At 72.1% G+C, this 25,577-nt stretch carries 18 protein-coding genes; 8 read left to right on the forward strand and 10 right to left on the reverse strand.

Annotated features, from left to right (window positions below; all coding sequences use genetic code 11):
• The first annotated feature begins 176 nt into the window (after nt 1–176).
• Nucleotides 177–914 (forward strand): MIP/aquaporin family protein, encoded by a 738-nt coding sequence (locus ACFVT5_RS33260; RefSeq protein ID WP_389895736.1) that lies wholly within the window; start codon nt 177–179, stop codon nt 912–914.
• A 73-nt stretch (nt 915–987) separates the two neighbouring features.
• The gene (gene glpK, locus ACFVT5_RS33265) at nt 988–2,505 is read left to right on the forward strand and encodes a glycerol kinase GlpK (protein ID WP_389895739.1); all 1,518 of its coding nucleotides are present in this window, start codon (nt 988–990) and stop codon (nt 2,503–2,505) included.
• Nucleotides 2,506–2,624: 119 nt separating this feature from the next.
• On the opposite strand, the gene ACFVT5_RS33270 is transcribed toward glpK, so the two are convergent.
• Genes ACFVT5_RS33270 through ACFVT5_RS33290 form a run of 5 tightly spaced genes read right to left on the reverse strand, consistent with a single transcriptional unit; the run spans nt 2,625 to nt 10,437 of the window.
• Entirely contained in the window at nt 2,625–3,230 is a 606-nt protein-coding gene (locus ACFVT5_RS33270) for an ATP/GTP-binding protein (protein ID WP_389895741.1), read from the reverse strand.
• Nucleotides 3,211–6,840 carry a hydantoinase B/oxoprolinase family protein gene (locus ACFVT5_RS33275; protein WP_389895744.1) on the reverse strand — a complete coding sequence of 1,210 codons (3,630 nt, stop codon included), beginning with the start codon at nt 6,838–6,840 and terminating at the stop codon, nt 3,211–3,213. Before ACFVT5_RS33275 ends, ACFVT5_RS33270 begins: the two co-directional genes overlap by 20 nt.
• 25 nt (nt 6,841–6,865) lie before the next feature.
• Nucleotides 6,866–7,261, reverse strand: a complete 396-nt coding sequence (locus tag ACFVT5_RS33280; RefSeq protein WP_389895746.1) for a DUF742 domain-containing protein — start codon at nt 7,259–7,261, stop codon at nt 6,866–6,868.
• Nucleotides 7,262–7,270: 9 nt separating this feature from the next.
• The gene (locus tag ACFVT5_RS33285; RefSeq protein ID WP_389895749.1) at nt 7,271–7,726 is read right to left on the reverse strand and encodes a roadblock/LC7 domain-containing protein; all 456 of its coding nucleotides are present in this window, start codon (nt 7,724–7,726) and stop codon (nt 7,271–7,273) included.
• Nucleotides 7,723–10,437 (reverse strand): nitrate- and nitrite sensing domain-containing protein, encoded by a 2,715-nt coding sequence (locus ACFVT5_RS33290; protein ID WP_389895752.1) that lies wholly within the window; start codon nt 10,435–10,437, stop codon nt 7,723–7,725. The genes ACFVT5_RS33285 and ACFVT5_RS33290 overlap by 4 nt, the downstream gene beginning before the upstream one ends.
• Before the next feature lie 436 nt (nt 10,438–10,873).
• On the opposite strand from ACFVT5_RS33290, the gene ACFVT5_RS33295 reads away from it, so the two are divergent.
• Nucleotides 10,874–11,560, forward strand: coding sequence for a hypothetical protein (locus ACFVT5_RS33295; RefSeq protein ID WP_389895755.1), 687 nt, complete (start codon nt 10,874–10,876; stop codon nt 11,558–11,560).
• Between the two features lie 74 nt (nt 11,561–11,634).
• Here ACFVT5_RS33295 and ACFVT5_RS33300 read toward each other — a convergent pair whose 3' ends face one another.
• Entirely contained in the window at nt 11,635–12,024 is a 390-nt protein-coding gene (locus ACFVT5_RS33300; RefSeq protein ID WP_389895758.1) for a bifunctional 3-phenylpropionate/cinnamic acid dioxygenase ferredoxin subunit, read from the reverse strand.
• 157 nt (nt 12,025–12,181) lie between these two features.
• Between ACFVT5_RS33300 and ACFVT5_RS33305 the strand changes: the two genes are divergently transcribed.
• The 5 genes from ACFVT5_RS33305 (at nt 12,182) to ACFVT5_RS33325 (ending at nt 18,162) form a co-directional block, all read left to right on the forward strand.
• Nucleotides 12,182–13,000, forward strand: coding sequence for an IclR family transcriptional regulator (locus ACFVT5_RS33305; RefSeq protein ID WP_389895760.1), 819 nt, complete (start codon nt 12,182–12,184; stop codon nt 12,998–13,000).
• A gap of 153 nt (nt 13,001–13,153) precedes the next feature.
• Nucleotides 13,154–15,328: an FAD-dependent oxidoreductase gene (locus tag ACFVT5_RS33310; RefSeq protein WP_389895763.1), complete on the forward strand. Its 2,175-nt coding sequence runs from the start codon at nt 13,154–13,156 to the stop codon at nt 15,326–15,328.
• Nucleotides 15,325–15,702 (forward strand): glycine cleavage T C-terminal barrel domain-containing protein, encoded by a 378-nt coding sequence (locus ACFVT5_RS33315; protein ID WP_389895765.1) that lies wholly within the window; start codon nt 15,325–15,327, stop codon nt 15,700–15,702. Before ACFVT5_RS33310 ends, ACFVT5_RS33315 begins: the two co-directional genes overlap by 4 nt.
• Before the next feature lie 9 nt (nt 15,703–15,711).
• A complete protein-coding gene (gene solA / locus ACFVT5_RS33320) occupies nt 15,712–16,872 on the forward strand; it encodes an N-methyl-L-tryptophan oxidase (protein ID WP_389895767.1) in 1,161 nt (386 codons plus the stop codon).
• 102 nt (nt 16,873–16,974) lie between these two features.
• Nucleotides 16,975–18,162, forward strand: coding sequence for an aromatic ring-hydroxylating dioxygenase subunit alpha (locus ACFVT5_RS33325; RefSeq protein WP_389895770.1), 1,188 nt, complete (start codon nt 16,975–16,977; stop codon nt 18,160–18,162).
• Nucleotides 18,163–18,167: 5 nt separating this feature from the next.
• Here ACFVT5_RS33325 and ACFVT5_RS33330 read toward each other — a convergent pair whose 3' ends face one another.
• The 4 genes from ACFVT5_RS33330 to ACFVT5_RS33345 all read right to left on the reverse strand — a co-directional run bounded on the left by ACFVT5_RS33330 (nt 18,168) and on the right by ACFVT5_RS33345 (nt 25,563).
• Complete coding sequence (locus ACFVT5_RS33330) at nt 18,168–22,877, reverse strand: hypothetical protein (protein WP_389895772.1); 4,710 nt, start codon at nt 22,875–22,877, stop codon at nt 18,168–18,170.
• A 63-nt stretch (nt 22,878–22,940) separates the two neighbouring features.
• Nucleotides 22,941–23,834 carry a hypothetical protein gene (locus ACFVT5_RS33335; protein WP_389895775.1) on the reverse strand — a complete coding sequence of 298 codons (894 nt, stop codon included), beginning with the start codon at nt 23,832–23,834 and terminating at the stop codon, nt 22,941–22,943.
• Nucleotides 23,831–24,037, reverse strand: coding sequence for a hypothetical protein (locus ACFVT5_RS33340; RefSeq protein WP_389895778.1), 207 nt, complete (start codon nt 24,035–24,037; stop codon nt 23,831–23,833). The genes ACFVT5_RS33335 and ACFVT5_RS33340 overlap by 4 nt, the downstream gene beginning before the upstream one ends.
• Nucleotides 24,034–25,563, reverse strand: coding sequence for a hypothetical protein (locus ACFVT5_RS33345; protein WP_389895781.1), 1,530 nt, complete (start codon nt 25,561–25,563; stop codon nt 24,034–24,036). Before ACFVT5_RS33345 ends, ACFVT5_RS33340 begins: the two co-directional genes overlap by 4 nt.
• Between the last annotated feature and the right edge of the window lie 14 nt (nt 25,564–25,577).

Below are 25,577 nucleotides of genomic sequence, written 5' to 3' on the forward strand. Positions count from 1 at the left end.
CCGGCTGCCAGGGCACGCTCGTCGCGGATGCGGGGCGGGGCGCGGGACTCCCCCGCCTCGGCCGACGTGACGTCGCGACGACCGGCCGCACGACCAGCCACACGACCAGCCATGGGAAACGCACCCTGCACGAAGGACCGGGGCGGACCGCTCCGGACCAGGGCAAAGGAGCCGCCATGAGCAACGGAGACATATTTCTCGGCGAAGTCATCGGCACCGCGATTCTGATTCTCTTCGGCGCCGGCGTATGCGCCGCCGTCACCCTCAAACACTCCAAGGCCAGAGCCTCCGGGTGGATCGTCATCGCGTTCGGCTGGGGCTTCGGCGTGCTCGCCGGGGCGTACACGGCCGCGCCGCTGTCCGGCGGCCATCTCAACCCGGCCGTCACCCTCGGCATCGCCGTCGACACCGGCGTATGGGACAAGGTCTGGGTGTATCTGCTGGGCCAGATGATCGGCGCGATGATCGGCGCCGTCCTCGCCTATCTGGTGTATCTCGCACAGTTCAACGCCAACACCGGGCAGGACGGCGACCCGGACGGGCCGACGCCGACGCTCGGCATCTTCTCCACGATCCCCGAGATCCGTAACCCTGTCGCGAACCTGCTCACCGAGGTCATCGCCACGGTCGCCCTGGTGCTGCCGATCCTCGCCTTCGGGATGACCAAGGGCCTCGGCGAGTCGGGCACCCAGATCCTCGTCGTGTCCCTGCTGGTCGTCGGCATCGGGCTCTCGCTCGGCGGACCCACCGGCTACGCCATCAACCCCGCCCGTGACCTGGGGCCGCGCATCGTCCACACCTTCCTGCCGATCCCCAACAAAGGCACGTCCGACTGGAGTTACGCATGGGTCCCGGTCGTCGGGCCGCTGATCGGCGCGGCCATCGCGGGGGTCCTCTACAACGCGGCGTTCTGACCACAGCCTCCACAGCTTCCGCAACTTCCGCAGCTTCCGCAGCTTCCGCAGCTTCCGAGGAAGGGATCCGGCCATGCCCGACAGCTCCGTGAAGTACGTCGCCGCCATCGACCAGGGCACCACGTCGAGCCGCTGCATCATCTTCGACCAGGACGGCGCCATGGTCGCCGTCGACCAGCGGGAACACCGCCAGATCTTCCCGAAGCCCGGGTGGGTGGAACACGACGCCACCGAGATCTGGTCCAAGGTCCAGGCCGTCGTGGCCGGTGCCCTCGCCAAGGCCGGGCTGCGCGCCGAGCAGTTGAGCGCGCTCGGCATCACCAACCAGCGCGAAACGACGGTCCTTTGGGACCGTGCCACCGGTAAACCCGTACACAACGCCATCGTGTGGCAGGACACCCGTACGGCCGCCCTGTGCGTGGAACTCGGCGGCGCGGACGGGCAGGACCGCTTCCGTGAGCGGACCGGGCTGCCGCTCGCGAGCTACTTCTCGGGCCCCAAGGCGGCCTGGCTCCTGGACAACGTCCCCGGTCTGCGGGCCCGCGCCGAGCGCGGTGAGATCGCCTTCGGCACGATCGACTCCTGGCTGATCTGGAACCTCACCGGCGGTATCGACGGCGGCGTGCACGTCACCGATGTGACCAATGCCGGACGGACCATGCTGATGGACCTGGAGACCCTCCAGTGGGACCCGTCGATCCTGTCCGCGATGAATGTGCCCGAGGCCGTGCTGCCGGAGATCAGGTCGTCCGCAGAGGTGTACGGGACGGCGGTGGGCCAGTTGTCCGGGGTGCCCGTGGCGTCGGCGCTCGGCGATCAGCAGGCCGCCGTGTTCGGCCAGGCGTGCTACGACACGGGGACGGCCAAGAACACGTACGGCACGGGCAGTTTTCTGCTGCTCAACACCGGTAACCGTCCCGTGGCGTCGAAGAACGGTCTGCTCACGACCATGGGGTACAAGATCGGCGGTGAGGCACCCGTCTACTGTCTCGAAGGGTCCATCGCGATCACCGGCGCTCTTGTGCAGTGGTTCCGTGATCAGCTCGGCATCATCCGCTCCGCCGACGAGATCGAGCCACTCGCCGCGAGCGTCGACGACAACGGCGGCGCGTACATCGTGCCCGCGTTCTCCGGCCTGTACGCGCCGTACTGGCGCGCCGACGCGCGCGGGGTGATCACCGGGCTCACCCGGTATGTCACCAAGGCGCATCTGGCGCGCGCCGTCCTGGAGGCGACGAGTTGGCAGACCCGTGAGGTCGTCGACGCGATGTACCAGGACTCGGGGGTACGGATCACCACGCTCAAGGTCGACGGCGGGATGACCCGTAACAATCTGCTGATGCAGCACCAGGCGAACGTCCTCGGTGTGCCCGTCATCCGGCCCCGGGTATCCGAGACCACGTGTCTGGGCGCCGCCTACGCGGCCGGGCTCGCGACGGGGGTCTGGAACGACCTGGACCAGCTCAAGGCGCATTGGCAGAAGGACGCCGAGTGGGCACCCGCGATGGAGGCACGCGCGCGGGATCGCGAGTACCACAACTGGCGCAAGGCGGTGGAGAAGAGCTTCGGCTGGGAGGAGGCCGAGGGCTGAGGCACGCGCGCGTGGACCCCGCCCGTGCGGCACGCGCGCGGAGGGCCCGCGGCCCGTACCCCGGTCGGTGGGGGTGCGGGCCGTGGGTCGCGGGGGCTCGGGGGGCGCGTGACGCGCTGTCAGGGAGTGGCGTGTTCCCGGGCCGCGGCCACGCGCGCCACGGCGTGTTCGACCACCTCGACGAGGACTTCCTTCACCGACTCCCGGTCGCGCGCGTCGCACAGCACCACCGGGACCCGCTCGTCGAGATCGAGGGCCCGCCGTACCGAGTCGACGGGGTAACGGGTCGCGCCTTCGAAGCAGTTGACGCCGACGACGAACGGTATGGATCTGCGCTCGAAGTAGTCGACCGCCGCGAAGCAGTCCTCCAGCCGGCGGGTGTCCGCCAGGACGACCGCGCCGAGCGCGCCGGTCGCCAGCTCGTCCCACAGGAACCAGAAGCGGTCCTGTCCGGGCGTGCCGAACAGATAGAGCACCAGGTCCGCGCGGAGCGTGATCCGGCCGAAGTCCATCGCCACGGTGGTGGTGTGCTTGCCCTCCACACCGCTGGTGTCGTCGACCGGGCGGCCCACCTCGCTGAGCATCTCCTCGGTGCGCAACGGCTTGATCTCGCTGACCGCGCCGACGAGGGTCGTCTTGCCCACGCCGAAGCCGCCGGCCACGAGGATCTTGAGCGTGACAGGCTCCACAGGGGCCTTGCCGCGCTCAGTACGCCCCAAGATCATCGCTCTCTTCTCCTGCCTCACTGGTGTCACGCGCCGGTGGACCGTATCCGCCGCCGCCAGGGGTTTCGATGACGAGTACATCGCCGGGGCCGACGTCCGCCGAGTCGCTGCCGCTCATCCGCAGGACCGTGCCGTCGGCGCGCTCCACCCGGTTGGCGCCCAGGGCTCCCGGCTCACCGCCCGCGAGACCGTAGGGCGCGACCACGCGGTGCTGGGAGAGCGTGGACACGGTCATGGGTTCACGGAACGCGATGCGCCGCACGGCGCCGTCCCCGCCGTGCCACCGCCCGGCCCCGCCGCTGCCGTGGCGGACGGTGAACTCTTCGAGCAGGACGGGCAGTCGCCACTCCAGGACCTCGGGGTCCGTGAGGCGCGAGTTGGTCATGTGGGTCTGTACGACGGACGCCCCAGGGAAGCCGTTTCCGGCACCCGACCCCGAGGCGACCGTCTCGTAGTACTGGTGCCGGTCGTTGCCGAAGGTGACGTTGTTCATGGTCCCGGAGCCCTCCGCCTGCACGCGCAGGGCCGCGTAGAGGGCTCCGGTGATGGCCTGGGACGTCTCCACATTCCCCGCGACGACGGCGGCGGGCGGCTCGGGCGCCAGGAAGCTGCCGCGCGGGACGACGATCCGCAGCGGGCGCAGACAGCCGTCGTTGAGCGGGATGTCGTCGTCCACAAGGGTGCGGAACACATACAGGACGGCCGCGTTGACGACGGCGAAGGGCGCGTTGAAGTTGGTCGCCAACTGCGGTGACGTGCCGGTGAAGTCGACGGTCGCGCCGCGGGCGGCACGGTCCACGGTGACCCGGACCCGGATGACGGCACCGGAGTCGGTCTCGTAACGGAACTCGCCGTCCTCAAGGGCGTCGATGACGCGCCGTACCGCTTCCTCGGCGTTGTCCTGGACGTGCTTCATGTACGCCTGGACGACATCGAGCCCGAAGTGGTCGATCATACGGGCGACTTCGTCGACGCCCTTCTGGTTGGCGGCGATCTGGGCGCGCAGATCGGCCAGGTTGGTGCGCGGGTTGCGGGACGGATACGGCTCGGCGGTGAGCAGGTCCAGGGTCTCGGCCTCGCGGAACCGGCCGTTCTCGGCGAGGAGCCAGTTGTCGAAGAGGATGCCCTCCTCGTCAATCGTGCGGCTGTCGGCGGGCATGGACCCGGGGGCGATACCGCCGATCTCGGCGTGGTGGCCGCGCGAGGCGACGTAGAAGAGGATCCGCTCCCCCGCCGCGTCGAAGACCGGCGTGATGACGGTGACATCGGGCAGGTGGGTGCCGCCGTGGTACGGGTCGTTGACCGCGTAGGTGTCGCCGGGGCGCATACCGGTGCGGCGGCGGATGACCTCTTTGACGCTGGTGCCCATGGAGCCGAGGTGGACGGGGATGTGCGGGGCGTTCGCGACGAGGCTGCCGTCCGGGTCGAAGAGGGCGCAGGAGAAGTCGAGGCGTTCCTTGATGTTGACGGACTGGGCCGTGGACTCCAGGCGGGCGCCCATCTGTTCGGCGATGGACATGAAGAGGTTGTTGAAGACCTCCAGGAGCACCGGATCGGCTTCCGCCGTCGCGGCGGAACCTCCGGGCTCCCTCACCCGTTCCATGACCAGGTGGCCGTCGGGGCGCGGGGCCGCTCGCCAACCGTCGTCCACGACCGTCGTGGCGCCGGCCTCGGTGACGATCGCGGGGCCGGTGACGGACTCGCCGGGCGGGAGCTGCGCACGCCTCAGCAGGGGTACGTCACGCCAGGCGCCGCCCGTGTGGAGGCGGACGGCCGGGGGTGTGCCGGGCGTGCCGTCGGCCGGGGTGGAGTAGGCGGAGAGCGCGGAGAGATCGGGGGGTTCGGTGAGGCCGGTGGCTTCCACGGAGAGGGATTCGACGACCAGGGGGCGGTCGAGGGTGAAGGAGTACGTGGCGCGATGACGGTCCTCGAAGGCACGGGTCATCGCGTCGGGTTCGGTGAGTTCGACGGTCAGGGCGGTGTCGGTGCCGTCGTAGCGGAGCTGGGCGCGGCGGGTGACCCGGATGCGGTCGGCCGGTACGTCCTCGGTGAGGAGTTCGGTGCGGGCCGCGCTCTCCAGGTCGTCGGCGATCTCGCGGACGCGGGGCATCGCGCCGGGTCCGAGTGGGGCCTCGACGGACTGCTCGCGCATGGCGGTCGTGTCGGCGAGGCCGATCCCGAGGGCGGACAGCACGCCGGCCATGGGCGGCACGAGCACGGTGCGGATTCCGAGCGAGTCGGCGACCTGGCACGCGTGCTGGCCGCCCGCCCCGCCGAAGGTGGTCAGGGCGTAGCGGGTGACGTCGTGGCCCTGCTGGACGGAGATCCGCTTGACGGCGTTGGCGATGTTGGCGACGGCGATCTGGAGATAGCCCTCGGCGACCTGTTCGGGTGTGCGGTCGTCACCGGTGCGTTCCCGGATGTCACGGGCCAGTGCGGCGAAGCGGTCCCGGACGAGCGTGTCGTCCAGCGGCTGGTCTCCGCCGGGCCCGAAGACATGCGGGAAGTGGTCGGGCTGGATGCGGCCGAGTGCCACATTGGCGTCGGTGACGGTGAGCGGTCCGCCGCCGCGATAGCAGGCGGGCCCCGGGGCGGCGCCCGCGGAGTCGGGGCCGACGCGGTAGCGGCTGCCGTCGAAGTGGAGCACGGACCCGCCGCCCGCGGCCACGGTGTGGATGTCGAGCATGGGGGCGCGCAGCCGGACCCCGGCGAGCTGTGTGGTGAAGACCCGTTCGTAGGCGCCGGCGAAGTGCGACACATCGGTGGAGGTGCCGCCCATGTCGAAGCCGATGACCCGGTCGAAGCCGGCGAGTTGCGACATCCGTGCCATGCCGACGATGCCGCCGGCGGGCCCGGAGAGGACGGCGTCCTTGCCGCGGAACTGTCCGGCTTCGGTGAGACCGCCGTTGGACTGCATGAACATCAGCCGTACGCCGTGGAGTTGGTCCGCGACCTGCCGCACATAGCGGCGCAGTACGGGCGAGAGATACGCGTCGACGACGGCCGTGTCACCGCGTGGCACGAGCTTCATGAGGGGGCTGACCTCGCTGGAGAGCGAGATCTGCGGAAAGCCGACTCGGGTGGCGAGTGCGCCGATCCGGCGTTCGTGGTCGGGGTGCAGATGGCTGTGCAGGCAGACGACGGCCAGGGCGCGGATCCCGTCGTCGTACGCCTGGCGTAACGGGCCTTCGAGGGCGTCCAGGTCGGGTGGGCGCAGTACCTCGCCGTCGGCGGTGACGCGCTCGTCGACCTCGATGACCCGCTCGTGGAGCAGGCTCGGCAGGACGATCTCGCGGGCGAAGATGTCCGGCCGGTTCTGGTAGGCGATGCGCAGGGCGTCGCGGAAGCCCCGGGTGATGACGAGGGCGGTGCGCTCGCCCTTGCGTTCCAGGAGGGCGTTGGTGGCGACGGTGGTGCCCATACGGACGGCGTCGATCACCGGGTCCGGCTGCCCGGAGAGGAGTTCCCCGATGCCCGCGACGGCGGCGTCGGCGTACCGGGACGGCTGCTCGGAGAGGAGTTTGTGCGTCAGGAGACGGCCGTCGGGCCGCCGCGCGACGATATCGGTGAAGGTGCCGCCTCGGTCGACCCAGAACTGCCAGCCCGTCACGTCGTTCTCCCCGCTTTCGCGCTGCTCAGAGCGCCCGGAGGCCGTTGATCACGTCGCGCAGGATACTCTCGTCCGGCAGTTCGGCCGGGGGTACGGGCCGGGTCACATGGACCAGTTCCTCGTCCACCAGGTCGCCGATGAGGACGCGTACCACGCCGATCGGGAGGTCGAGTTCGGCGGAGAGTTCCGCGACGGACTGGGGCGTGTCGCGACAGAGTTCGACGATGTCGACATGCTCGGGGGACAGGCTCTGGTCGGCCTCCGGGTCGTCCGCGTGCCGCTCGGTGACGACCAGCGCGATCAGGTCGAGGCGGTGCTGGGCGGCGCTCGTGGTGCGACCGCGTGTCATGGCGTACGGACGCACCACCGGCCCTGCGTCGTCGTCGAACCAGTGGGGGGTCCCGAAACCGTCTCCGCTCATGTCATCCCACTACCCTCCCGAGGGCAGATCGGTGCGTGGCGCGGCGGCCAAATGCACACCGACCCTCTTGACCAGGAGCGTCATCTCGTAGGCGACCTGGCCGACGTCGGAGTCCGCGTCGGACAGGACGGCGAGACAACTGCCGTCGCCGGCGGCCGTGACGAAGAGGAAGGCGTCGTCGAGTTCGACGACGGTCTGGCGGACGCTGCCCGCCTCGAAGTGGCGGCCGACGCCCTTGGCCAGACTGTGGAAGCCGGACGCGACGGCCGCGAGGTGTTCGCTGTCCTCGCGGGTCAGGCCGTCGGAGACGCCGGTGGGCAGGCCGTCCCCGGAGAGGACGAGTGCCTTGCGGATGCTGGCGACGCGCTCGACCAGGTCGTCCAGGAGCCAGTTCAGATCGGCGCTCGTGCCGGTCGTCGCCGTCGCCCCGGTCGTCGTCCGGTCGGTGGCCTTCGGTGCGGTCATCGACCGTCCCCCTCAGATGTTGTTCGCTGTGCGGTGCCGTCCTGGGCGTCGTCGCCCACGGCGTTCTCCTCGCGGCCCCGCCGCCAGCCGCGCTGGAGCGAGGCCATCCGGCTGCGTACCTCGTCGGCGTCCCGGTCCTCCGGGCGCTGCCGGGCGGCCTCGCGCTCGGTGCGACGCGCGGGGCCCTCCTTGAGCTGGGGTGCGAGGCTGGCCTGTCGTACGCGGCGCGGGAGGCCGTCGGTGTCGGCGTCGCCGCCGGACGCCTCGCCGGCGGGGGTCCCGGTGCGTGCGGGTGGGTCGGTGAAGCGGCGCCGCCGGGGCAGGTCCGGTACGCCGGATTCCGCGCGGCTGTCGGCTCGGTCGCCGCCGGCGGACGCGGTCCGCTCGCGGTCGTCACCCGAGGGGTCCGTGACGGGGCGGCCGTGGGAGCTGACGAGCTTGGGCGCGCGGCGGCGCGGCAGCGGGGCCCCGTCGGGGATGTCCGCGCCGTCGGGGCGGGAGTGCTGGTCGGGCGGGTCGTGCGCGTCGGGCGTCTGCTGGTGCTGTTCGCGCGGGACGGCGGACACGGAGCGGCGGCGCCGGAACAGGCCACCGCGCTCGCTGTCGTCGTCGCCGAGTGCGCCCGGGAAGGCGTCGAGGTCGTCCACGGGTCCGATCGCCGCCTCCAGCTCCACAGGTCCATCGAGGACGGACGCGGGCAACCCCGGCAGCTGCACGGGCACCTGGGCGAGTGCGGCCGTCGGGTCGGTGTCCACGCGGTCGAGTTCCTTGCCGTCGGCGAGGGAACGGTCGAGGCGCAGGCCCGTGCCGTCCGTGTCGGAGGCGTCGGTGAGCAGCGCGTCGGGGATGAACACGACCGCGGTCGTGCCGCCGTACGGGGACGGCTGGAGGGAGACACGGACGTTCTGCCGCTGGGCGAGGCGACTGACGACGAACAGGCCCAGCCGGTCGGTGTCGGACAGTTCGAACTCGGGTGTCTCGGCGAGCCGCAGATTGGCGTCGAGGAGGGCGTCGGCCGCCATACCGAGGCCGCGGTCGTGGATCTCCAGTGTGAAGCCGTTGGCGACGCGCTCGCCGTGCACCTGGACGGCTGTGTGCGGCGGCGAGAACACCGTGGCGTTCTCCAGGAGTTCGGCGACCAGGTGGGTGATGTCGGCGACGGCGGGGCCGGTGATGGCGAGCCGGGGCAGGCGCCGTACCTCGATGCGCTCGTAGTCCTCGACCTCGGCGACCGAGGCGCGTACGACGTCCATCAGTTGGACGGGTTTGCGCCACTGCCGTGAGGGCGCGGCCCCGGAGAGGATCACCAGGCCCTCGGCGTGGCGGCGCATCCGGGTCGTGAGGTGGTCGAGACGGAAGAGGTCGGCGAGTTCGTCGGTGTCCTCGGTGCGGCGTTCCATGCTGTCGAGAAGCGTGAGCTGCTTGTGCAGGAGCACCTGGCTGCGGCGGGCGAGGTTGACGAACACCTCGGAGACGCCCTGGCGGAGTTCGGCCTGTTTGACGGTGGCCTCGACGGCTGCCCGTTGGAGGGTGTTGAGCGCCTGGCCGACCTGCCCGATCTCGTCCTTGCCGTAGTCGAGCCGGGGCGACTCGGTCTCGACGTCGACCTGTTCACCCGCCGCGAGCCGGCGCATCACGCCGGGCAGCCGCACACCGGACGCCTCGTGCGCCTCAAGCCGCAGACGGCGCAGGTCGCGGATGAGGCCGCGGCCCACGCGTACCGACAGGACCAGGGAGACGAGGAGCGCGATCAGGCCGAGTACGCCGGCGACGACCGCGCGCACGATGACGCCCACGGCGATGGGGTGGACGCGGTCCTGGTAGTGGTCGCTCGCGGCCGTGTTGAGGTCGCCGAGACCGTTGAGGACCTGGCTCGTGGCGCGGTTCCAGTCACCCGCGCCGATACCGCTGGTGGGTCCGGGTACGGCGTCTCCGACCGAGGCTTCCGCGACGCGCAGGGGTGTGGTGTCGGCGCTCTTCCAGTAGCCCTCGAAGCGTTCCCGCTCGTCGGCGGGCAGCATCGCCAGGTTCAACTCGTACAGGAGGGTGCGCTGCGCGACCAGGTCGGAGATACCGCGGATCTCGTCCCGGGTGAGGCGGCCCACGACGAGGGCCGAGCCGTACAGCGCGTCCTCACGCGACAGGAGTTCACGCGCGCGGGAGATGCCGACGAGGGCGCGGCCCTGCTTGTCCATCTCCGCGTTGTCGAGGCCCTGGAGGGTGAGGAGGAAGGCGTCGCAGGGGTCGACGAGACGGTTGTAGAGGTCCAGGGCCGTGGCCCGGGTGACCGTGCCCTCCTCGACGGTGCGGCGCAGGGAGTAGATGCCGTCGAGCGCGTCGAGCAGCGAGGTGAGACGGCTGCGGGAGTCGGCGTCCATCTCACCGCGCAGTCCGGAGTCCTTGGCCGCGGACCGGATGTCCGCCACGAGTCCGTCGGTCCGCATACGGGTGTTGCGGAGGTCGGTCAGGGCGTCCGAGCCGCGCGGGTCGGCGAGATAGACGAGGGACTGACGGCGTTCCTGCTGAATGACGCGGACGGTGTCCTCGACGGGGTACCCGATCCGGTCGACGACCCTGGCCACACTGAGGAGCCGGTACGCCTGCTGTCCGGTGAGCACCGTGGCGAAGCCCCACAGAGCCGTCAGCGAGACCAGGGGCACCAGGAGCAGTGCCACGATCTTCCGGCGGATCGACTTCCCGCGAAAGCGCATGGCCTCCCCCAGATCGACCCCCCGCCGACGGGGGTGCAACGTGCGTCTTCTTCGAACGTGCGTCAACAAACGCGGCGAGCCTACTACTCACGTGGGAACAACTCGAAGGCGTGTCCGCACACATTTGAGCCGGGGCGGGACGGCGACGTCGGGAGTTGTCCCCCCATTGGGGGAGATTGCCTCCCGCCGTCGGACGGAGTCCCGGCGGCCTGATCTGTGCCCCTCTGCCCATCAGTTGGCCGAAATCGTGCGGTGGGCGGGAATCTTCCGGCCCGCTCGTTCGTCCTTCGTACGGGAGTTGGGAGCGGAATGCGGTCACATGTGCCGCATGCCGCTTCCAGGTGGCGTAAAGCAGAGCAAGCCGGGCAGCCACAGTGAGTCGGTTCCGACGGCACCCCGGCGGATGGCCTGCTGAACGGTGGGGAGTGACGGGTTGATGGGCACGGCAGAGCGGCACGAGTTGACGTGGCGTAGGGGCGGCGCGGCGCGCGAAGGTTCGGTGCGTGAAGGTTCAGCGCGGGAAAGGTCGATGAGTACGGGTTCGGTGCGCGAGAGTTCGGAGCGCGAGAGTTCGGTGCACTACAAGCCGTTGTGGATCGAGGAGCCCGCGACCCGGTTCCGGATGCCGGATCCGGTGCGGACGGCCGCCGTGCGGGCGGTGATCATCGTGGCGATCACCCTGATCCAGGCGATGACGGCGTTCCTGTGCACGCTGGCCGGGTCCTGGCTGGCGTTCCCCATGGTGATCAGCAGCGTGGCCGGCACCGTCGTCGCCACCTGGGGAGTCCTCGACGTCTGGGTGACCCGACAGGTATGGCGCCAGCGCAACGGTGTCATCTCGGTCCCCGCGAGCACGGCCCGCGCCCTGCGCCGTGAGCGCCGCCGCGCCCGCAAGCAGGCACGGCGTGCGGAGCGGGGGCGGGGCCGGGAGCGGGGGCACGGGCGAATACGGGAGAGCCGCGTGCGGGAGAGCGGCGCGCGCGAGGGCGGTGCGCGGAAGAGCGCGGCCGGCGGGGGTGTACAGGACAGCGGGTCGACCGGAGGCACACGGGAGAGCGGGGGCCTGCGGGAGGCCGGGGCGCTCAGGGACACCGGCGGGGCACGGCAGTTGTCGCACTCCTGAGGGGGCTAGGGGAAGCCCCCGGGACAACCACCGGGATATAGGGCGGAGCCGGCAGCCGTCGGTTACGCCGTCGGTTACGTCGACGGCGCGATGACGCCGCCGGGTACCGCGGCCCCCTTGTTCTGCCCAGGTGCGGGAGTGGCGGGGGCCGCGGTGCTTTCCTTCGCCTCCGGATGGACATGGATCACGCCGTCCTCGACGGTCACCCGGTGGGTGCGGACGGGACGTCGGGCCGGCAGACACAGGGGGCGGCCGGTACGCAGGTCGAATGAGGCGGCGTGCAGCGGGCATTCGATCACAGGGCCCTCCAGCCAGCCGTCGGACAGGGACGCGTCCTGGTGGGTGCAGGTGTCGTCGATCGCGTACAGCTCGCCGTCGGCGTTGAACACGGCGATGGGTGGTGTGGTGTCGACGCGGACGGATTCGCCCGCGGGGAGGTCTTCGAGGCGGCAAACGGGAATCACGGGCCCCCCTCTGATCCAGGGCAGATCGATAGCATGACGTTTCACATGACGCACGAGGGAGCGCTGTCCGCAACAGAATCCGATCGGGGGCCCGCCGCGTCAAGGGCTCCCCGAAGACACGGTCCGGAACGGGCCGCCAGGTGGAGAGAGTTGGGCTATGACCCCTCCGAAGGAACAGGCCGAGCGGACCGCGGAGCCCCGGGGCAGGCAGCCGAAGGGTGTGGCGGGTGCCGTCCAGTCGGTGGACCGCGCGGTCAGCGTGCTGGAGATACTCGCCCGGCACGGCGAAGCCGGTGTCACGGAGGTCGCGGACGAGCTGGATGTGCACAAGTCGACGGCGTTCCGGCTGCTCGGTGTGCTGGAGAACCGGGGTCTGGTCGGGCAGGCCAAGGACCGGGGCAAGTACTACCTGGGCGCGGGGATCCTGCGCCTCGCGGGGTCGGCGGCGGTGCGGTTGGACATCTCCCAGGAGGGCATGCCGGTCTGTCGTGAACTCGCCGACGAACTCGGTGAGACGGTCAACATCGCGGTTCTCGACGACGACGCTGCGGTCAACATCATGCAGGCGCGGGGCTCGGCCGCCGTCACCGCGCAGAACTGGCTCGGCCGACGGACCCCGTTGCACGCCACGTCCAGCGGAAAGGTCCTGCTCGCACATCTCCCGCCGACGCTGCGTGAAGGGCTGCTCGCCCGGCCGCTGCCGCGGTACACGGACCGTACGGTGACCGGAACGGGAGCGCTGCGCGGTGAGTTGGAGGCCGTGGTCGAGCAGGGGTACGCGATCGCGCTGGAGGAGTTCGAGGTCGGCCTGACGGCGGTCGCGGCGCCGGTGCGCGCGCATGACGGGAAGGTGATCGGGGCCATCAGCGTCTCGGGGCCGGTGTACCGGCTGGCGGACGAGCGGCTGCCGGTACTCGCCAAGCGCACGGTGGCCGCGGGGGCGGAGCTGTCCCGGCGGATGGGGTACGGGTTCTGACGGAATCGAGCCGGTGTGTCCGACACGTTTCGGGGCGCCGGCGCGTTTTGCCCAGGCTTAACCCGTACCCCTTGACGGCCTGTTGATGGCGTTCTCACTATGTCTCCGATAGCGCAACCCAACTTGCACTGCGCAACAGCAGAGGAGTAGGTCGTGCCCTATGGAGATCCTGGAGGTCATGAAGGTCAGCGGGTCGTCGTCATCGGGGCCGGCATCGTCGGCTGCTGTCTCGCCGAGGAGCTGACCGCGCGCGGCTGGACCGATGTGACCGTGCTGGACCAGGGGCCGCTGTCCGCTCCGGGCGGTTCCACCTCGCACGCGCCGGGGTTGGTGTTTCAGACGAACCCGTCGAGGACGCTCACCGCCTTCGCCCGCCACACCGTGGAGACGTTCTCCGCCCTGGAGGTGGACGGCCTCTCCTGCTTCCACCGGGTCGGCGGCCTGGAACTCGCCACAACCCCGGAGCGCTGGGCGGATCTGCACCGCAGGGCCGGGCTCGCCACGTCCTGGGGTGTGCGCGGCGAACTGGTCGACGCCGCGCGCTGCAAGGAACTCTGGCCGCTCATCGATGAATCCGTCGTGCTCGGGGGCTTCCACACCCCGGACGACGGAGTGGCCCGTGCCCTGCTCGCGTCCCGGGCCCTGCGCGAACGGGCCGAGCGGCGCGGCGCACGGTTCCTCGGCCGGCACACCGTCACCGGTATCGCACGGGAGGCGGGCCGGGTCAGCGCCGTCGTCACCGACCGGGGAACCTTCCCGGCCGACCATGTCGTGTCGGCCGCCGGATTCTGGGGGCCGGTGATCGGGCGGATGGCCGGTGTGCACGTTCCGCTGCTGCCGCTCGCCCATCAGTACGCGAAGACCGGCCCGATCCCCGCCCTCACCACCGCCCCCACCCCGGGCACCGCCCCCACCTCCGGCACCGGAACCGACACCTCCCCCGATACCGACACCCGCATCGCACCCGGCACCCCCGGCACCCCCGCCCCCCTGCCCATCCTCCGTTTCCAGGACCGCGACCTCTACTTCCGTGAGCACGGAGACCGCCTCGGCATCGGCTCGTACGCGCACCGGCCGCTGCCCGTCGACCCGTTCACCGTTCCCGGATACGACGAGGCCCGCCGGGACGGGCGCGCGATGCCGTCCTCGTATCCCTTCACCGAGGAGGACTGGGAGCCGAGTTGGCGGGACTGTCAGTGGCTGATGCCCGTGCTGACCGGGCGGCGGATCGAGGAGGGGTTCAACGGCGTGTTCTCGTTCACGCCCGACGGCATGCCCCTCCTCGGCGAGTCCCGTGCGCTGCGCGGATTCTGGCTGGCGGAGGCGGTCTGGGTGACGCACTCTGCGGGGGTCGCCAAGGCGGTCGCCGAGTGGATGGTCGACGGACGGCCCTCGCTCGACGTCCACGCGTGCGACCTGACCCGCTTCGACGACGCCCAGCGCTCGCCCGCCTATGTCCACGACCGGGGAGCCCAGCAGTTCGTCGAGGTGTACGACGTACTGCACCCGCTTCAGCCCCTGGAGCAGCCGCGCCCCCTGCGGGTGAGCCCCTTCCACACCCGGCAGCGGGAGTTGGGGGCGTACTTCCTGGAGGGCATCGGCTGGGAGCGCCCGCACTGGTACGAGGCCAACGCCCCGCTTGCCGAGGGGCTCGACCTTCCCGCGCGGGACGCCTGGTCGGCCCGGTACTGGTCACCGATCGCGGCGGCCGAGGCGCGCGCGACCCGCGAGAGGGTCGCCCTCTACGACATGACACCGCTGCGCCGGCTGGAGGTCACCGGTCCGGGCGTCCTGGCCTTCCTCCAGTGGATGACCAGCAACAACCTCGCGAAGAAGCCCGGCGCGGTCACGTACACCCTGCTTCTGGACGAGGCCGGAGGGATCTGTTCCGATCTGACCGTGGCGCGGCTCGGCGACGACCGGTTCCAGATCGGGGCCAACTCCCCCGCCGATCTCGACCGGCTCCTGCGGCACGCGCCCGCTGGCGTCCAGGTCCGGGACATCACCTCCGGCACCTGCTGCGTGGGCGTGTGGGGCCCGCTCGCCCGGGACCTGGTGCAGCCGCTGACCCCTGACGACTTCTCGCACGAGGGCTTCGGCTACTTCCGCGCCCAGGAGACCTACGTCGGTCATGTGCCGGTCACCGCGCTACGGCTGTCGTACGTGGGCGAGTTGGGCTGGGAGCTGTACACGACGGCCGATCTGGGGCTCAGGCTCTGGGACACGCTGTGGGAGGCGGGGCAGCGGCTCGGGGTCGTCGCGGCCGGGCGGTCGGCGTTCAACAGCCTGCGCCTGGAAAAGGGCTACGCGCCTGGGGCCAGGACATGACCGCCGAGGACACCCCCTACGAGGCGGGACTCGGCTTCGCCGTCCGGATGGACCGCGGCGACTTCGTCGGCCGCACCGCCCTGGCGGCCCTGTCATCCGGCGGCGCACCCACCCGCAGACTCACCCCTCTCCTCCTCGACGACCCGTCCGCCGTCGTCCTCGGCCATGAGCCCGTGCACATCGGCGGCGCGCCCTCCGGTTATGTGACGAGCGCGGCGTACGGCTACACGCTGGGGCGTTGTGTCGCGTACGCCTGGCTGCCGGCGCTGGAGAGCGGGACCGGCGTGCACATCGAGTACTTCGGCGAGAAGGTGGCGGCGACGGTCGCCGACGAGCCGCTGTTCGACCCGAAGATGACCCGTATCCGCTGCTAGGAGGCCCTGTTGTCCCCGACGTACGACGTGATCGTGATCGGTCTCGGCGGCATGGGCAGTGCCGCCGCGCATCATCTCTCCGCGCGCGGGGCCCGCGTCCTCGGCCTGGAGAAGTTCGGCCCGGCGCACAACAAGGGCTCCAGTCACGGGGGTTCGCGGATCACCCGGCAGTCGTACTTCGAGGACCCCGCGTACGTCCCCCTGCTGCTGCGCGCGTACGAGCTGTACGAGCAGGTGGAGCGGGACACCGGGCGTGAGGTGGCCACGCTGTGCGGCGGGGTGATGGTCGGGCGGCCCGAGTCGCGGACCGTCGCCGGATCGCTGCTCTCGGCCCGTCAATGGGACCTGCCGCACGAACTGCTCGACGCCCGCGAGATCCGCCGCCGCTTCCCGACGCTCACGCCCCGGGACGACGAAGTGGCGCTGTACGAGGCGCGCGCGGGACTGCTCCGGCCCGAGAACACCGTCGCCGCGCACCTCCAGTTGGCCACACGGCAGGGCGCCGATCTGCACTTCCAGGAGCCGGTGACCCACTGGACGCCGTATCGCGACGGGGTGCGCGTGCACACGCCCGACGACACGTACACGGCGGGCCAGTTGGTGATCTGTCCCGGCGCGTGGGCACCGCGTCTGCTCGCCGACCTCGGGGTGCCGTTCACGATCGAGCGGCAGGTCATGTACTGGTTCCAGCCGACCGGAGGCACCGCGCCCTTCGTGCCCGAGCGGCATCCCATCTACATCTGGGAGGACGCGGACGGGGTCCAGGTGTACGGGTTCCCGGCGATCGACGGGCCGGATCTCGGCGCGAAGGTGGCCTTCTTCCGCAAGGGCGGCACCGTCTGCACCCCGGAGACCATCGACCGGACCGTGCACGACCACGAGGTCGCCGCGATGGCCGCCGACATGTCCCACCGGATCCCGTCGCTCCCCGGCACCTTCCTCAAGGCCGCCACCTGCATGTACTCGAACACACCCGACGAGCACTTCGTGATCGCCCGGCACCCCGCGCATCCCGGGTCCGTGACCGTGGCCTGCGGGTTCTCCGGGCACGGATTCAAATTCGTGCCCGTCGTCGGGGAGATCACCGCCGATCTCGCCCTGGACGGCTCCACCCGGCACCCCATCGACCTGTTCGACCCGCACCGATGCGCTCCGCCGGAACCGCGGTAGATCTGCCGCGGGCCGTCCGTGGCTGGTCGCGCAGTTCCCCGCGCCCCTTGCGGGGCGCGACACCGCAACCCGACTTCGACACGTCCGCCCAGGAGTCCGCACGTGACCACACCCCCCGCCTCCACCGGGGCGCCTCCTTCGCAGAGCCCGCCCCCACTCCCCCCGAGCCTCATCGCCACCCTCCCCGGCCGCTGGTACACGGACCCGGAGATCTTCCGTCAGGAACAGGAACGGATCTTCGAGTCCGGCTGGTTCTGTGCCGTTCGCTCCGCCGATCTGGCGAAGCCCGGCGCCTACCGGACGGTGCACATCGGCCGCGAGAGCGTCCTGGTGACCCGTAACCGCGCCGGCGAGCTGCGTGCCTTCCTCAACATCTGCCGGCACCGGGGCGCCCGGCTCTGCGTGGCCGAGTCCGGTGAGGTCCGGCGCACGCTCCAGTGCCCCTACCACGCGTGGACGTACGACCTGGACGGCCGGCTCGTCGCGGCGCCCCACCTGGTGAGGATGCCGGACGTCGACCGCGTCGCGTACGGCCTGGTCGGCGTGGGGCTGCGGGAGTGGCTGGGCTATGCCTGGGTGTGCCTCGCGGACGAGCCGCCGTCGTTCGAGGAGACGGTGATGGGTGCGGCCGTCGAACGTCTGGGCGACGCCGCGTCCGTCGAGCACTACCGCGCACAGGACCTCGCGCTCGGCCGGCGTGTCAGCTACGACGTGCGGGCCAACTGGAAGCTGATCGTCGAGAACTTCATGGAGTGCTACCACTGCGCGACGATCCACCCCGAACTCACCGATGTGCTGCCGGAGTTCGCGGACGGCTACGCGGCGCAGTACTACGTGGGCCACGGCGCCGAGTTCGGGGCCGGGGTGCGGGGCTTCACGGTGGACGGCAGCGCGGGTTTCGGGAAACTGCCGGAGGTCACCGCCGAGCAGGACCGGCGCTACTACGCGATCACCGTGAAGCCGACGTTATTCGTCAACCTGGTCCCCGACCATGTGATCGTGCACCGGATGTTCCCGCTCGCGGCCGACCGTACGGTGGTCGAGTGCGACTGGCTGTACGCGCGCGATGTGGTCGAGTCCGGCGCGGACCTGTCGAAGTCGGTGGAGCTGTTCCACCGGGTCAACGAGCAGGATTTCGCCGCCTGTGAGCGCACCCAGCCCGCGATGTCGTCCCGCGCCTACCGTCACGGCGGGGTGCTCGTCCCCAGCGAGCACCACATCGGCGCCTTCCACGCCTGGGTGACCCGGGCGCTGGGCGCCGCCCCCGGGGAGGCGGCGTCGCCGCCCTAGGCTCCTCAGTCGGTCGCGGCGGGCCGCTTGTACATCCGGGTCGCCGTGATCTCGCCGTGCACCGTCTCCTCGTCCGGGGCCTGCTGCGGGAGCCCCGGACGCAGGTGCTCCTCGACGCTGATGTACTTCAGTCCCGCCCGTAGATCGGCGTCGTTGCGCAACCGGATGACCAGCGGGAACTCGGCGAGCGCCGTCGTGTCGAACAGTCCCGTCGTGTACAGGAGTTGCACCCCGAGCGCGTCCGACACGGCCCGCTGAAGCTCCAGCAGATAGGTGGCGTTGGCGCGGCCGATGGGATTGTCGAGGAACAGGGTGCCCGCGTGCCGGTGCTTGTCGCGGCCCCGGTCGTTCGACCGCAGGGCGGCCATCGTGCAGTACAGGGCGATGGCGGCGGTGAGGAGCTGGCCGCCGGAGAACACGTCGCCCATCTGCCCGACGGAGACCCGCTCGGCGCGCAGGACGGCGTCCGGCTTCAGGATCTCGACGGACACCCCGCGCGGCTGGAGCGCGGCGGCGACACCGCGCAGCAGCAGGGACATGCCGTCGCGCCGCATGTCGGAGTTCTTGCGCACGGCCGCGCGCGTGGCCTCGTCCACGACCTCGCCGAGCCGCTCGGTCAGGGTCGCCTGATCGGGCTCCTCGAAGCGGATCCGCAAGAACTCCTGGCCCGACCACTCGCCGAGCCCTTCCGGCAGCCGGGACAGACGCTGGGCGGACCGGAGAGTGGCCAGCGCCGATTCGACGAGGCCGCGCAGCCGGTCCACGATCGAGCCGCGATTGCGCTCCAGCTGCGCCAACTCGTCCGTCAGCACCCGCAGTCGGGGCGCGAAGGCGTCGGCCCACTTCTGCGCGTGCTCCGACAGGGCGGACGCGGGCAGTTCGCGGATCTGCTGACGGGCGGGCGTGCGGACCTGCTCGTACCGGGTGGCGTTGGCGTGCCGGACGAGCACGTCGCTCGCCTCGCGTACGGCCGCTTCGGCGACGGACAGATCGGCGGCGCAGCCACGCAGCGAGCGCCGGGTCTCGGCGGCGGCGCGCCGGGCCTCCTCCAGATCGCCGGGGTACGGCTCGGGGGTCTCGGCGCCCTCGTCGTCCTGGTGGTCGCGCAGCAGGTCCCGCAGCAGGGCAGCCGTCTCGTCGAAGCCGCCGGCGCCGTCCTCGGCCGCGCGGTGCGCCTGTAGGAGGTGCGCGTGCGCGTCGCGTGCCGTACCCAATGCCTCGGTGCGCGCGGCGAGTTCACCGGTCGCGGTGCGCAGCAGTGCCTGCGCGTGGTCGACGTCCCGGGGGACGGTGTCGTCGGGCAGTTCGGTGTGGGCGGCGCCGTCATCGGGCGCGTGCCGCTCGGCCTCGCCGCGCAGCCGGCCCAGCTGTTCGCTGGCGGTCGACACGCGGGTCTCCAGGAGCTGCACCAGCTCTTCCGCGCGCGCGGCGGCGGCCTGCCGCGACGGCCCGTCGGCGCCGTCCGGGGACTCCAGGAGCTGGGCCGCGCGGGTACGGACCTTGTTGCTGAGCCGGTCCAGTTCGGCGACCGCCGCGCTCTCGTCGCTCTCGGCCCGCGCCTGCTCGGCGCGCAGATCGGCGCCGACGCCGACCTTCTCGTACAGCTGCGACGCGGCACGGTACGCCTCGCGCAGGGCGGGCAGCGACGGCCGCGGCGCCGAGTCCCCCTCGCGCGCGTCGGCCACCTGCGGTACGTCGTCGGGCGCGCCCGCGATCTCGGCGCGCTCGGCCCGCAGGGCGCGGGCGGTGCGCCGGGCGTCGTCCGCGGCGCGCTGGGCGGCGCGGCGGTCCTCGTCGGCCGCGCGGGCGCGGTCCAGGCAGGACTGGGCGCGGGCCTCCGACTCGACGGCCTCGTCGGCGAGTTCCCGCAGCCGCACCTGCCAGCCGGCCCGCTCGCGCAGCCGGAACGCGAGCCCGGCGAGCGCGTCGGCCGCGCGCCGCGCGCGCTGCGCGGTGTCCTGCCGCTCCTCACGCAGGCGTGCGGCGTCGGCGGCGACCTCGTCCGCCTCCGTACGCACGGTCCGCGCCTCCACCAGTTCGGCCTCGGCCGTGTCCGCGAAGGCGTGCGCATCGCGCGCGGTGGTGGCGAGTTCGGTGAGCCGTCCCGCCGGGCAGCCGCCACGCCAGGACGCCAGGCGGGCGGCCAGCTCCCGGTCCTTGGCGAGCCGGCTGGCCAGCGCGCGGATGTCCTCGTCGCGCTCGGTCGCGCGCGTGCGCAGTGCCTGCCGCTCCTCGTCGGCGGCGTGCTCGTCGTGCATGGCCGGGTTCGGCGGTACGAGGAACACGTCGCCGTGGTCCTCGCCCGTACCGGGTGCCGGGGTCGGGGCGAGCAGGGCGGCGGCGGTGCCCACGGCGACGGCGGAGCGCGGCAGCAGGGCGGCGTTGCCGAGGCTTTCGCGGGCGCGCGCGTGCGAGTCGGGGTCGGTGATGATCACGCCGTCGACCAGTTCGGGCCGGGCGGCGAGCACGCGCGCGTGGTCGGTGGGGTCGACGGCCTGGGCGAGGTAGCGCCAGCCGGGCAGTGCGGGGATGCCGTGCTCCCCGAGGTACTCGACGGTGGCCAGGACGTCGGGGCCCGGGGGCAGCAGGCCGCCGTCGCCGAGCGCTCCGAGGATCCGGGAGTCGTCGGCGGCGGCGGTGCGCAGCTCGAACAACTGCCGTTCGGCGGCGGCGACTCCGTCTTCGAGGAGGCGCGTGAGGTCGTCGGCGGCGCGGTCGAGTTCCTCGGGGGTGAGGGGTCCTTCGGTGGCGGCCCGGTCGTCCGGGGCGGGCCGGTCGGCGGGGTCGGTGGCGCCCTCCGTCCCCGGGCGGGCGGTCCTGGACGCGACGCGGGGCTGCGGCACACCGGTGTCCGCGCGCGACCCCGCCGCTCCCGGGAGGCTGAGGAGTTCCGCGAGCCGCTCCTCGCGCGCGAGGGCCTCGGCGGTGTGCACCTCGCCCTCGTACGCCCGCTGCGCGGCGCCCGCCGCGTCGGCCGCGCGCGCCGCGGTCAGTTCGGCGCGGGTCTCGGTGGCGGCGGCCTCGCGGGCGTGTTCGGTGGCGCGGTGGGACGCCTCGCGTGCGGTGTCCCAGGCGGCGACGGCGGACTTCTCGGCGTCGCTTGCGGCGAGCGCGGCCCGTGCCGGGTCGGCGTCGGGCGCGGCGTCGTCGAGCCAGCCCGCGCGGACGGCCTCGGCGGTCTCCTGTTCGACCTCGGTCAGGCGCTGGCGCAGATGCCCGGCCTCACTGCGGGCGCGCTGGGCCTCGGTGGCGGCGGCCGTCGCGTCGCGGTGGGCGGCTTCCCCGGCCTCCTGGAGGGTCGCGGAGCGCTCCTCGCCCTCGTTCGCGAGCCCTTCGGCGTCGTCGGCGGCGGCCTGGAGGGCGCGGACGAGTTCGGCGGCGGCCTTGGCGCGCGCGGCGAGCGCGGGGGCGGCGTCCCGCTCGGCCTCGCGGATGACGACGGCCACGCGCGCGGACCGGTCGGCGGCGGCCCGGTGGCGGAGCACGGCTTCGGCGGCCTGCCACGCCGCGTACAGGGTGCGGGCGTCGGCCAGTTCCCGTTTCTGCGCGGCGGCGGCCTTCTCGGCGCCCGCGCGGGCCAGGGAGGCGTGCCGGTACGCCAGTTCGGCGGCGATCAGGGCGGTGTGGCCGCGGTCCTGCTCGGCCCGTGTGACGGTGTGCGCGGCGGCCGTGACCTGCTGGGCGAGGTCGGCGGCGCGGCGGCGCTCCTCGGTGCCCCGGGCGGACAGCCGGCGGGCGAGGGTGCGGGTGCGCCGTTCGGCGGCGGCGTGGATGTCCCGCGCGCGGGAGCGTGCGTCGGCGGCCTCGACGATGCGTCCCAGGAGGTCGACGGAGCCCGCGGTGAAGTCGCGTTCGGCGATGAGTTCGGAGCGGCGGCCCAGTTTGTTGCCGAATCCGCCGACGAGGTCGGCGAGTCCGTCGGTGTCCCGGGTGTCGGTGACCGCGCGCAGCAGCAGGTCGGTGAAGTCGGAGTCCTTCTTGACGGCGAAGAGTCCGGCCGCCTCGCCCTCGTCGGCGTTCATCTCCCGCTGGTAGCGGAAGAGTTCGGGGTCGAGCCCGAGGTCGCCGAGGTGTTCGGTCCAGCGCTCGTGGATCTCCTCCCAGTGCACGTCGAGGTGCGGGTACGCCTTGCCCGCGTCGGTGAGGGCGTCCCGGAAGCCCTTCATGGTGCGGCGGCGGCCCTGCGCGCCGGAGGCGCCCTCGACGGGCGGGCGTACGGCGGTGGACTCGGCGACCGGGAGGTTGTCCAGGCTGAGCCCGGGGCCCGGCCGGAACGAGTACCACGCCTCGGCGAACTTCCGCGGGTCGTTGGAGACTTGGCGGCCCCGCCATTCGCTGACCTTGCCGACGACGACGCACTCGCCGGTGAGGGTGTGCTGCCACTCCAGGGCGACATGTCCGCAGTCGTCGGCGAGCAGGAACTTCCGCAGCACGCCGGAGCTGGCGCCGCCCAGGGTGTTGCGGTGTCCGGGCAGCATCACGGAGAAGATCAGCTTGAGGAGGACGGACTTGCCGCCGCCGTTCTCCAGGAAGAGCACGCCCGCGGGGGCCGGGCGGCGGGGCGGTCCTACGGGTTCCGCCGCGAAGAACTCCGCCTGGGCGGGCGCGGGGTGGGGCACGACGGTGCCCACGCCACGGAGGTCCAGCACGGTGTCGGCGTAGCGCGCACCGGCCGGCCCGATGGAGTAGAGGCGGACCCGGGACAGCTCGTACATGGCGGCGGACTCTCAGTCTTCGACAAGTCGTCGGTGTTCGAAGGTGTGGGGGGCGGGTGAGCGTCAGGAGTGGAAGGGCAGTCCGGCGTCGGCCACCAGCTCCAGGGCGTCGGTGTCGTCGGCGGGCAGCAGCGTCGCCGTGCCGTCGGTGACCGGTACGACCCCCAGGTCGAGGAGTTCGCCCATGGCGGCGCTGCCCGCCATGTCGCGGACCTGCAACTGATAACGCGCGGTCGTCCGGTACGTACCGCCCGCGTCGTCGCCGGTGCGCTGGAGGAAGCCCGACTCGGTGAGGAACGCGGCGGCCTTGCCGACGATGCCGGTGGTCGAACCGGCAAGTCTGCGGGCGTCCTTGGTGGCGCCGGTGGAGCTGCGCCGGGCCCAGATCCGCCAGGCCGCTTCGAGGCCGGGCGCTTCGGTCGCCGGGTCGGTGTTCTCGCCCTGTTCCTCGGCGCGCTCCTCCAGCCTGCGGCACGCCTGGCGTACGAAGCCGTCGACGCCGTTGACCGTGACGCGGCCGATGTAGCCGTCGTCGGCGAGGTCCTCGGGTCTCGGGAACGCCAGCGCGGCCACGGCGAGATGGGCGAGGCCGTGCAGGAAGCGGTCGGTGGAGTCGGCGGACGCCCGCCGCGCGTAGTCCCCCATGCGGACGGCGAAGACGGAGTCCTCGGCGGCGGTGACGGCCATCCCCGCGCGCGGGGAGACCTCCAGGACGATCAGACCGAGACCGGTGGCGACGGCGTCGGCGAGCCGGGCGAACGGGGGGTCCTCGCCGTAGCGGCGCAGCAGTTCGGCGTATTCGGCGTCGCGGGCGGGCTGCAGCTTGGGCTGGAGGCCGAAGGCGACGAGCCGCGCGGCGTCGGCGGCGTCGGCCGGGGTGACGGGCGCGGGGGCCGCGGGGACCGGCCGTTCGTCCGGCTCGCCCCACGCGGCGGTGTCTGCGTGGTGGTCGCTCACGGCTGCTGCTCCTTGCTGCGGTGACGGGTGGTCGGGGCGTCGGGGTGGGGTGGGACGAAGGTCGCGCCCGCGTCGGCGGTCACGGTCATGCGGCGTCCGTACGATGTGGTCACGCGATGTCCGTACATGGTGGTGCGGTCTCCGCACGACGCCGTCGCGCGATGTCCGTACGCGGTCATGCGGTCTCCGTACGACGCGGTCATGCGTTCTCCGTCCGCCCGGCGGCCATCCCCGCCGCGTCGAGCAGGGCGGTGCCGACGATGAGGTCCGCGCCGCCGAATTCGGGGTCGTCCAGTTCGGTGCCGTCGTCCACGGCGAACAGGAGCTTCTGCTCACCCTGCCGGTAGGCGGTACCGACGGGCGGGCTGGCCGCATGGACCGCCAGGAGGGCGACGAGATACGGCAGTTCACCGTCGCCGCCCCGGCGGGCCTCGGCGAGCAGTCCGGAGAGCCGGCGGGGCGCGTCGGCGGGCAGGTCGAGCAGGTCGGTCGCGCGGGCGAGCTGGTCCTCGCTGAACCGGCTGTCGTCGGGGGTGGCGATCAGGTCAGGCTCGGGCATCTCGGCCCCGAGGTGTTCCCGCTCCAGCGGGGGCGTCAGCAGCAGGTCCACGAGGTCCCCGACGCGTACGGACACGGGGGTCCGCAGGCCCGTCCCGCGCGCGAAGAAGGCGTCCGTGACCCGGATCGCCCGCTCGACGGGCAGCGGGAGGACCGGCGCGACGAGCTGTCCGTAGAGATCGAGGCCCGCGCGCGCGGAGGGTGCCGCGAACGCCTGCCGGTCCTGCTCGGCGCGGAACAGGGGGCCGGCTTCGAGGAGCCGGGACTGCAACTGGGTGTGGCGGCGGATGCAGTCCTTGACGATGTCGACCAGTTCGGCGGCGCGGCGCTTGTGCTCGGGGTCCTCGGACTCGTCGCGGGCCTTGCGGATGTTGGTCAGGATCGCGTTCTCGTGGCGGTAGCGGTCGGCGACATGGTCCAGGGCCTCGGTGATCATGTCGGGGACGGTGTGCAACCAGTCGACCGCGCGGACATTGCGCCGGGTCGCGTCGAGGGCGCGGCGCAGGGTCTCGGAGTACTGCACCGTGCGGTAGCGGGCCTGTTCGGCGGCGAGTTGGGCGTCGGCGAGCCGGCCACGGCTGATCAGCACCTCCAGCTTGACCTCGGCGGCGATCTGCGCGCTGGTCACATCCGTGTCGAGGGCGCCGACCAGGACGTTGACGGCTTCGTCGGTGGTCCGGAGATAGACCCCTCCGCCGTACCCGGGGACTTCTTCGATCAGCTTGAAGTCGTAGTCACGGCGGACATAGCTGCCATCGGGCGCGAACGTGCCGTACACCGCGCGAAAGCCCCGGTCGACGCTGCCGACGTTGATCAGGTTCTCCAGGACCCAGCGGGCGACGCGCTCGTGCTCCTCGCTCGGGCGGCGCGGGGCCTGGGCCGCCACGCGCGGGATCAGCCGGGACACTATCTGCTCGTGGTCGGCGCCCGTGTCGAAGTCCATGTTGAGCGTGACCAGGTCGATGGCGGACAGGGCGACCTCCGCCATGCCGTACACCGAGTACTCGCCCGCGAGATTCGCCTTGCGTACGTCCAGGTCGTGCAGCGGGGCGGTGCAGGCGAGCGCCCGCAGCCGCCGCGCCAGTCCCTCGTCGGCGGCCGGGCCCAGGGCGGGCCGCGGCCCCGCGCTGAGCTGGGGCGGAGCTGAGTCCGTGGTGGCAGGCGAAGTCACGCTGCACAGCCTAG

Source organism: Streptomyces sp. NPDC058001 (assembly GCF_042886315.1).
Taxonomy (GTDB): Bacteria; Actinomycetota; Actinomycetes; order Streptomycetales; family Streptomycetaceae; genus Streptomyces.

Coding starts and splice junctions, on each gene's coding strand:
- ACFVT5_RS33340 (WP_389895778.1), bottom strand. CDS start 24,037: ATGACCGCGTCGTACGGAGACCGCATGACCGCGTACGGACATCGCGCG.
- ACFVT5_RS33295 (WP_389895755.1), top strand. CDS start 10,874: ATGGGCACGGCAGAGCGGCACGAGTTGACGTGGCGTAGGGGCGGCGCG.
- glpK (WP_389895739.1), top strand. CDS start 988: ATGCCCGACAGCTCCGTGAAGTACGTCGCCGCCATCGACCAGGGCACC.
- ACFVT5_RS33270 (WP_389895741.1), bottom strand. CDS start 3,230: ATGATCTTGGGGCGTACTGAGCGCGGCAAGGCCCCTGTGGAGCCTGTC.
- ACFVT5_RS33290 (WP_389895752.1), bottom strand. CDS start 10,437: ATGCGCTTTCGCGGGAAGTCGATCCGCCGGAAGATCGTGGCACTGCTC.
- ACFVT5_RS33280 (WP_389895746.1), bottom strand. CDS start 7,261: ATGAGCGGAGACGGTTTCGGGACCCCCCACTGGTTCGACGACGACGCA.
- ACFVT5_RS33315 (WP_389895765.1), top strand. CDS start 15,325: ATGACCGCCGAGGACACCCCCTACGAGGCGGGACTCGGCTTCGCCGTC.
- ACFVT5_RS33285 (WP_389895749.1), bottom strand. CDS start 7,726: ATGACCGCACCGAAGGCCACCGACCGGACGACGACCGGGGCGACGGCG.
- ACFVT5_RS33330 (WP_389895772.1), bottom strand. CDS start 22,877: ATGTACGAGCTGTCCCGGGTCCGCCTCTACTCCATCGGGCCGGCCGGT.
- ACFVT5_RS33305 (WP_389895760.1), top strand. CDS start 12,182: ATGACCCCTCCGAAGGAACAGGCCGAGCGGACCGCGGAGCCCCGGGGC.
- ACFVT5_RS33260 (WP_389895736.1), top strand. CDS start 177: ATGAGCAACGGAGACATATTTCTCGGCGAAGTCATCGGCACCGCGATT.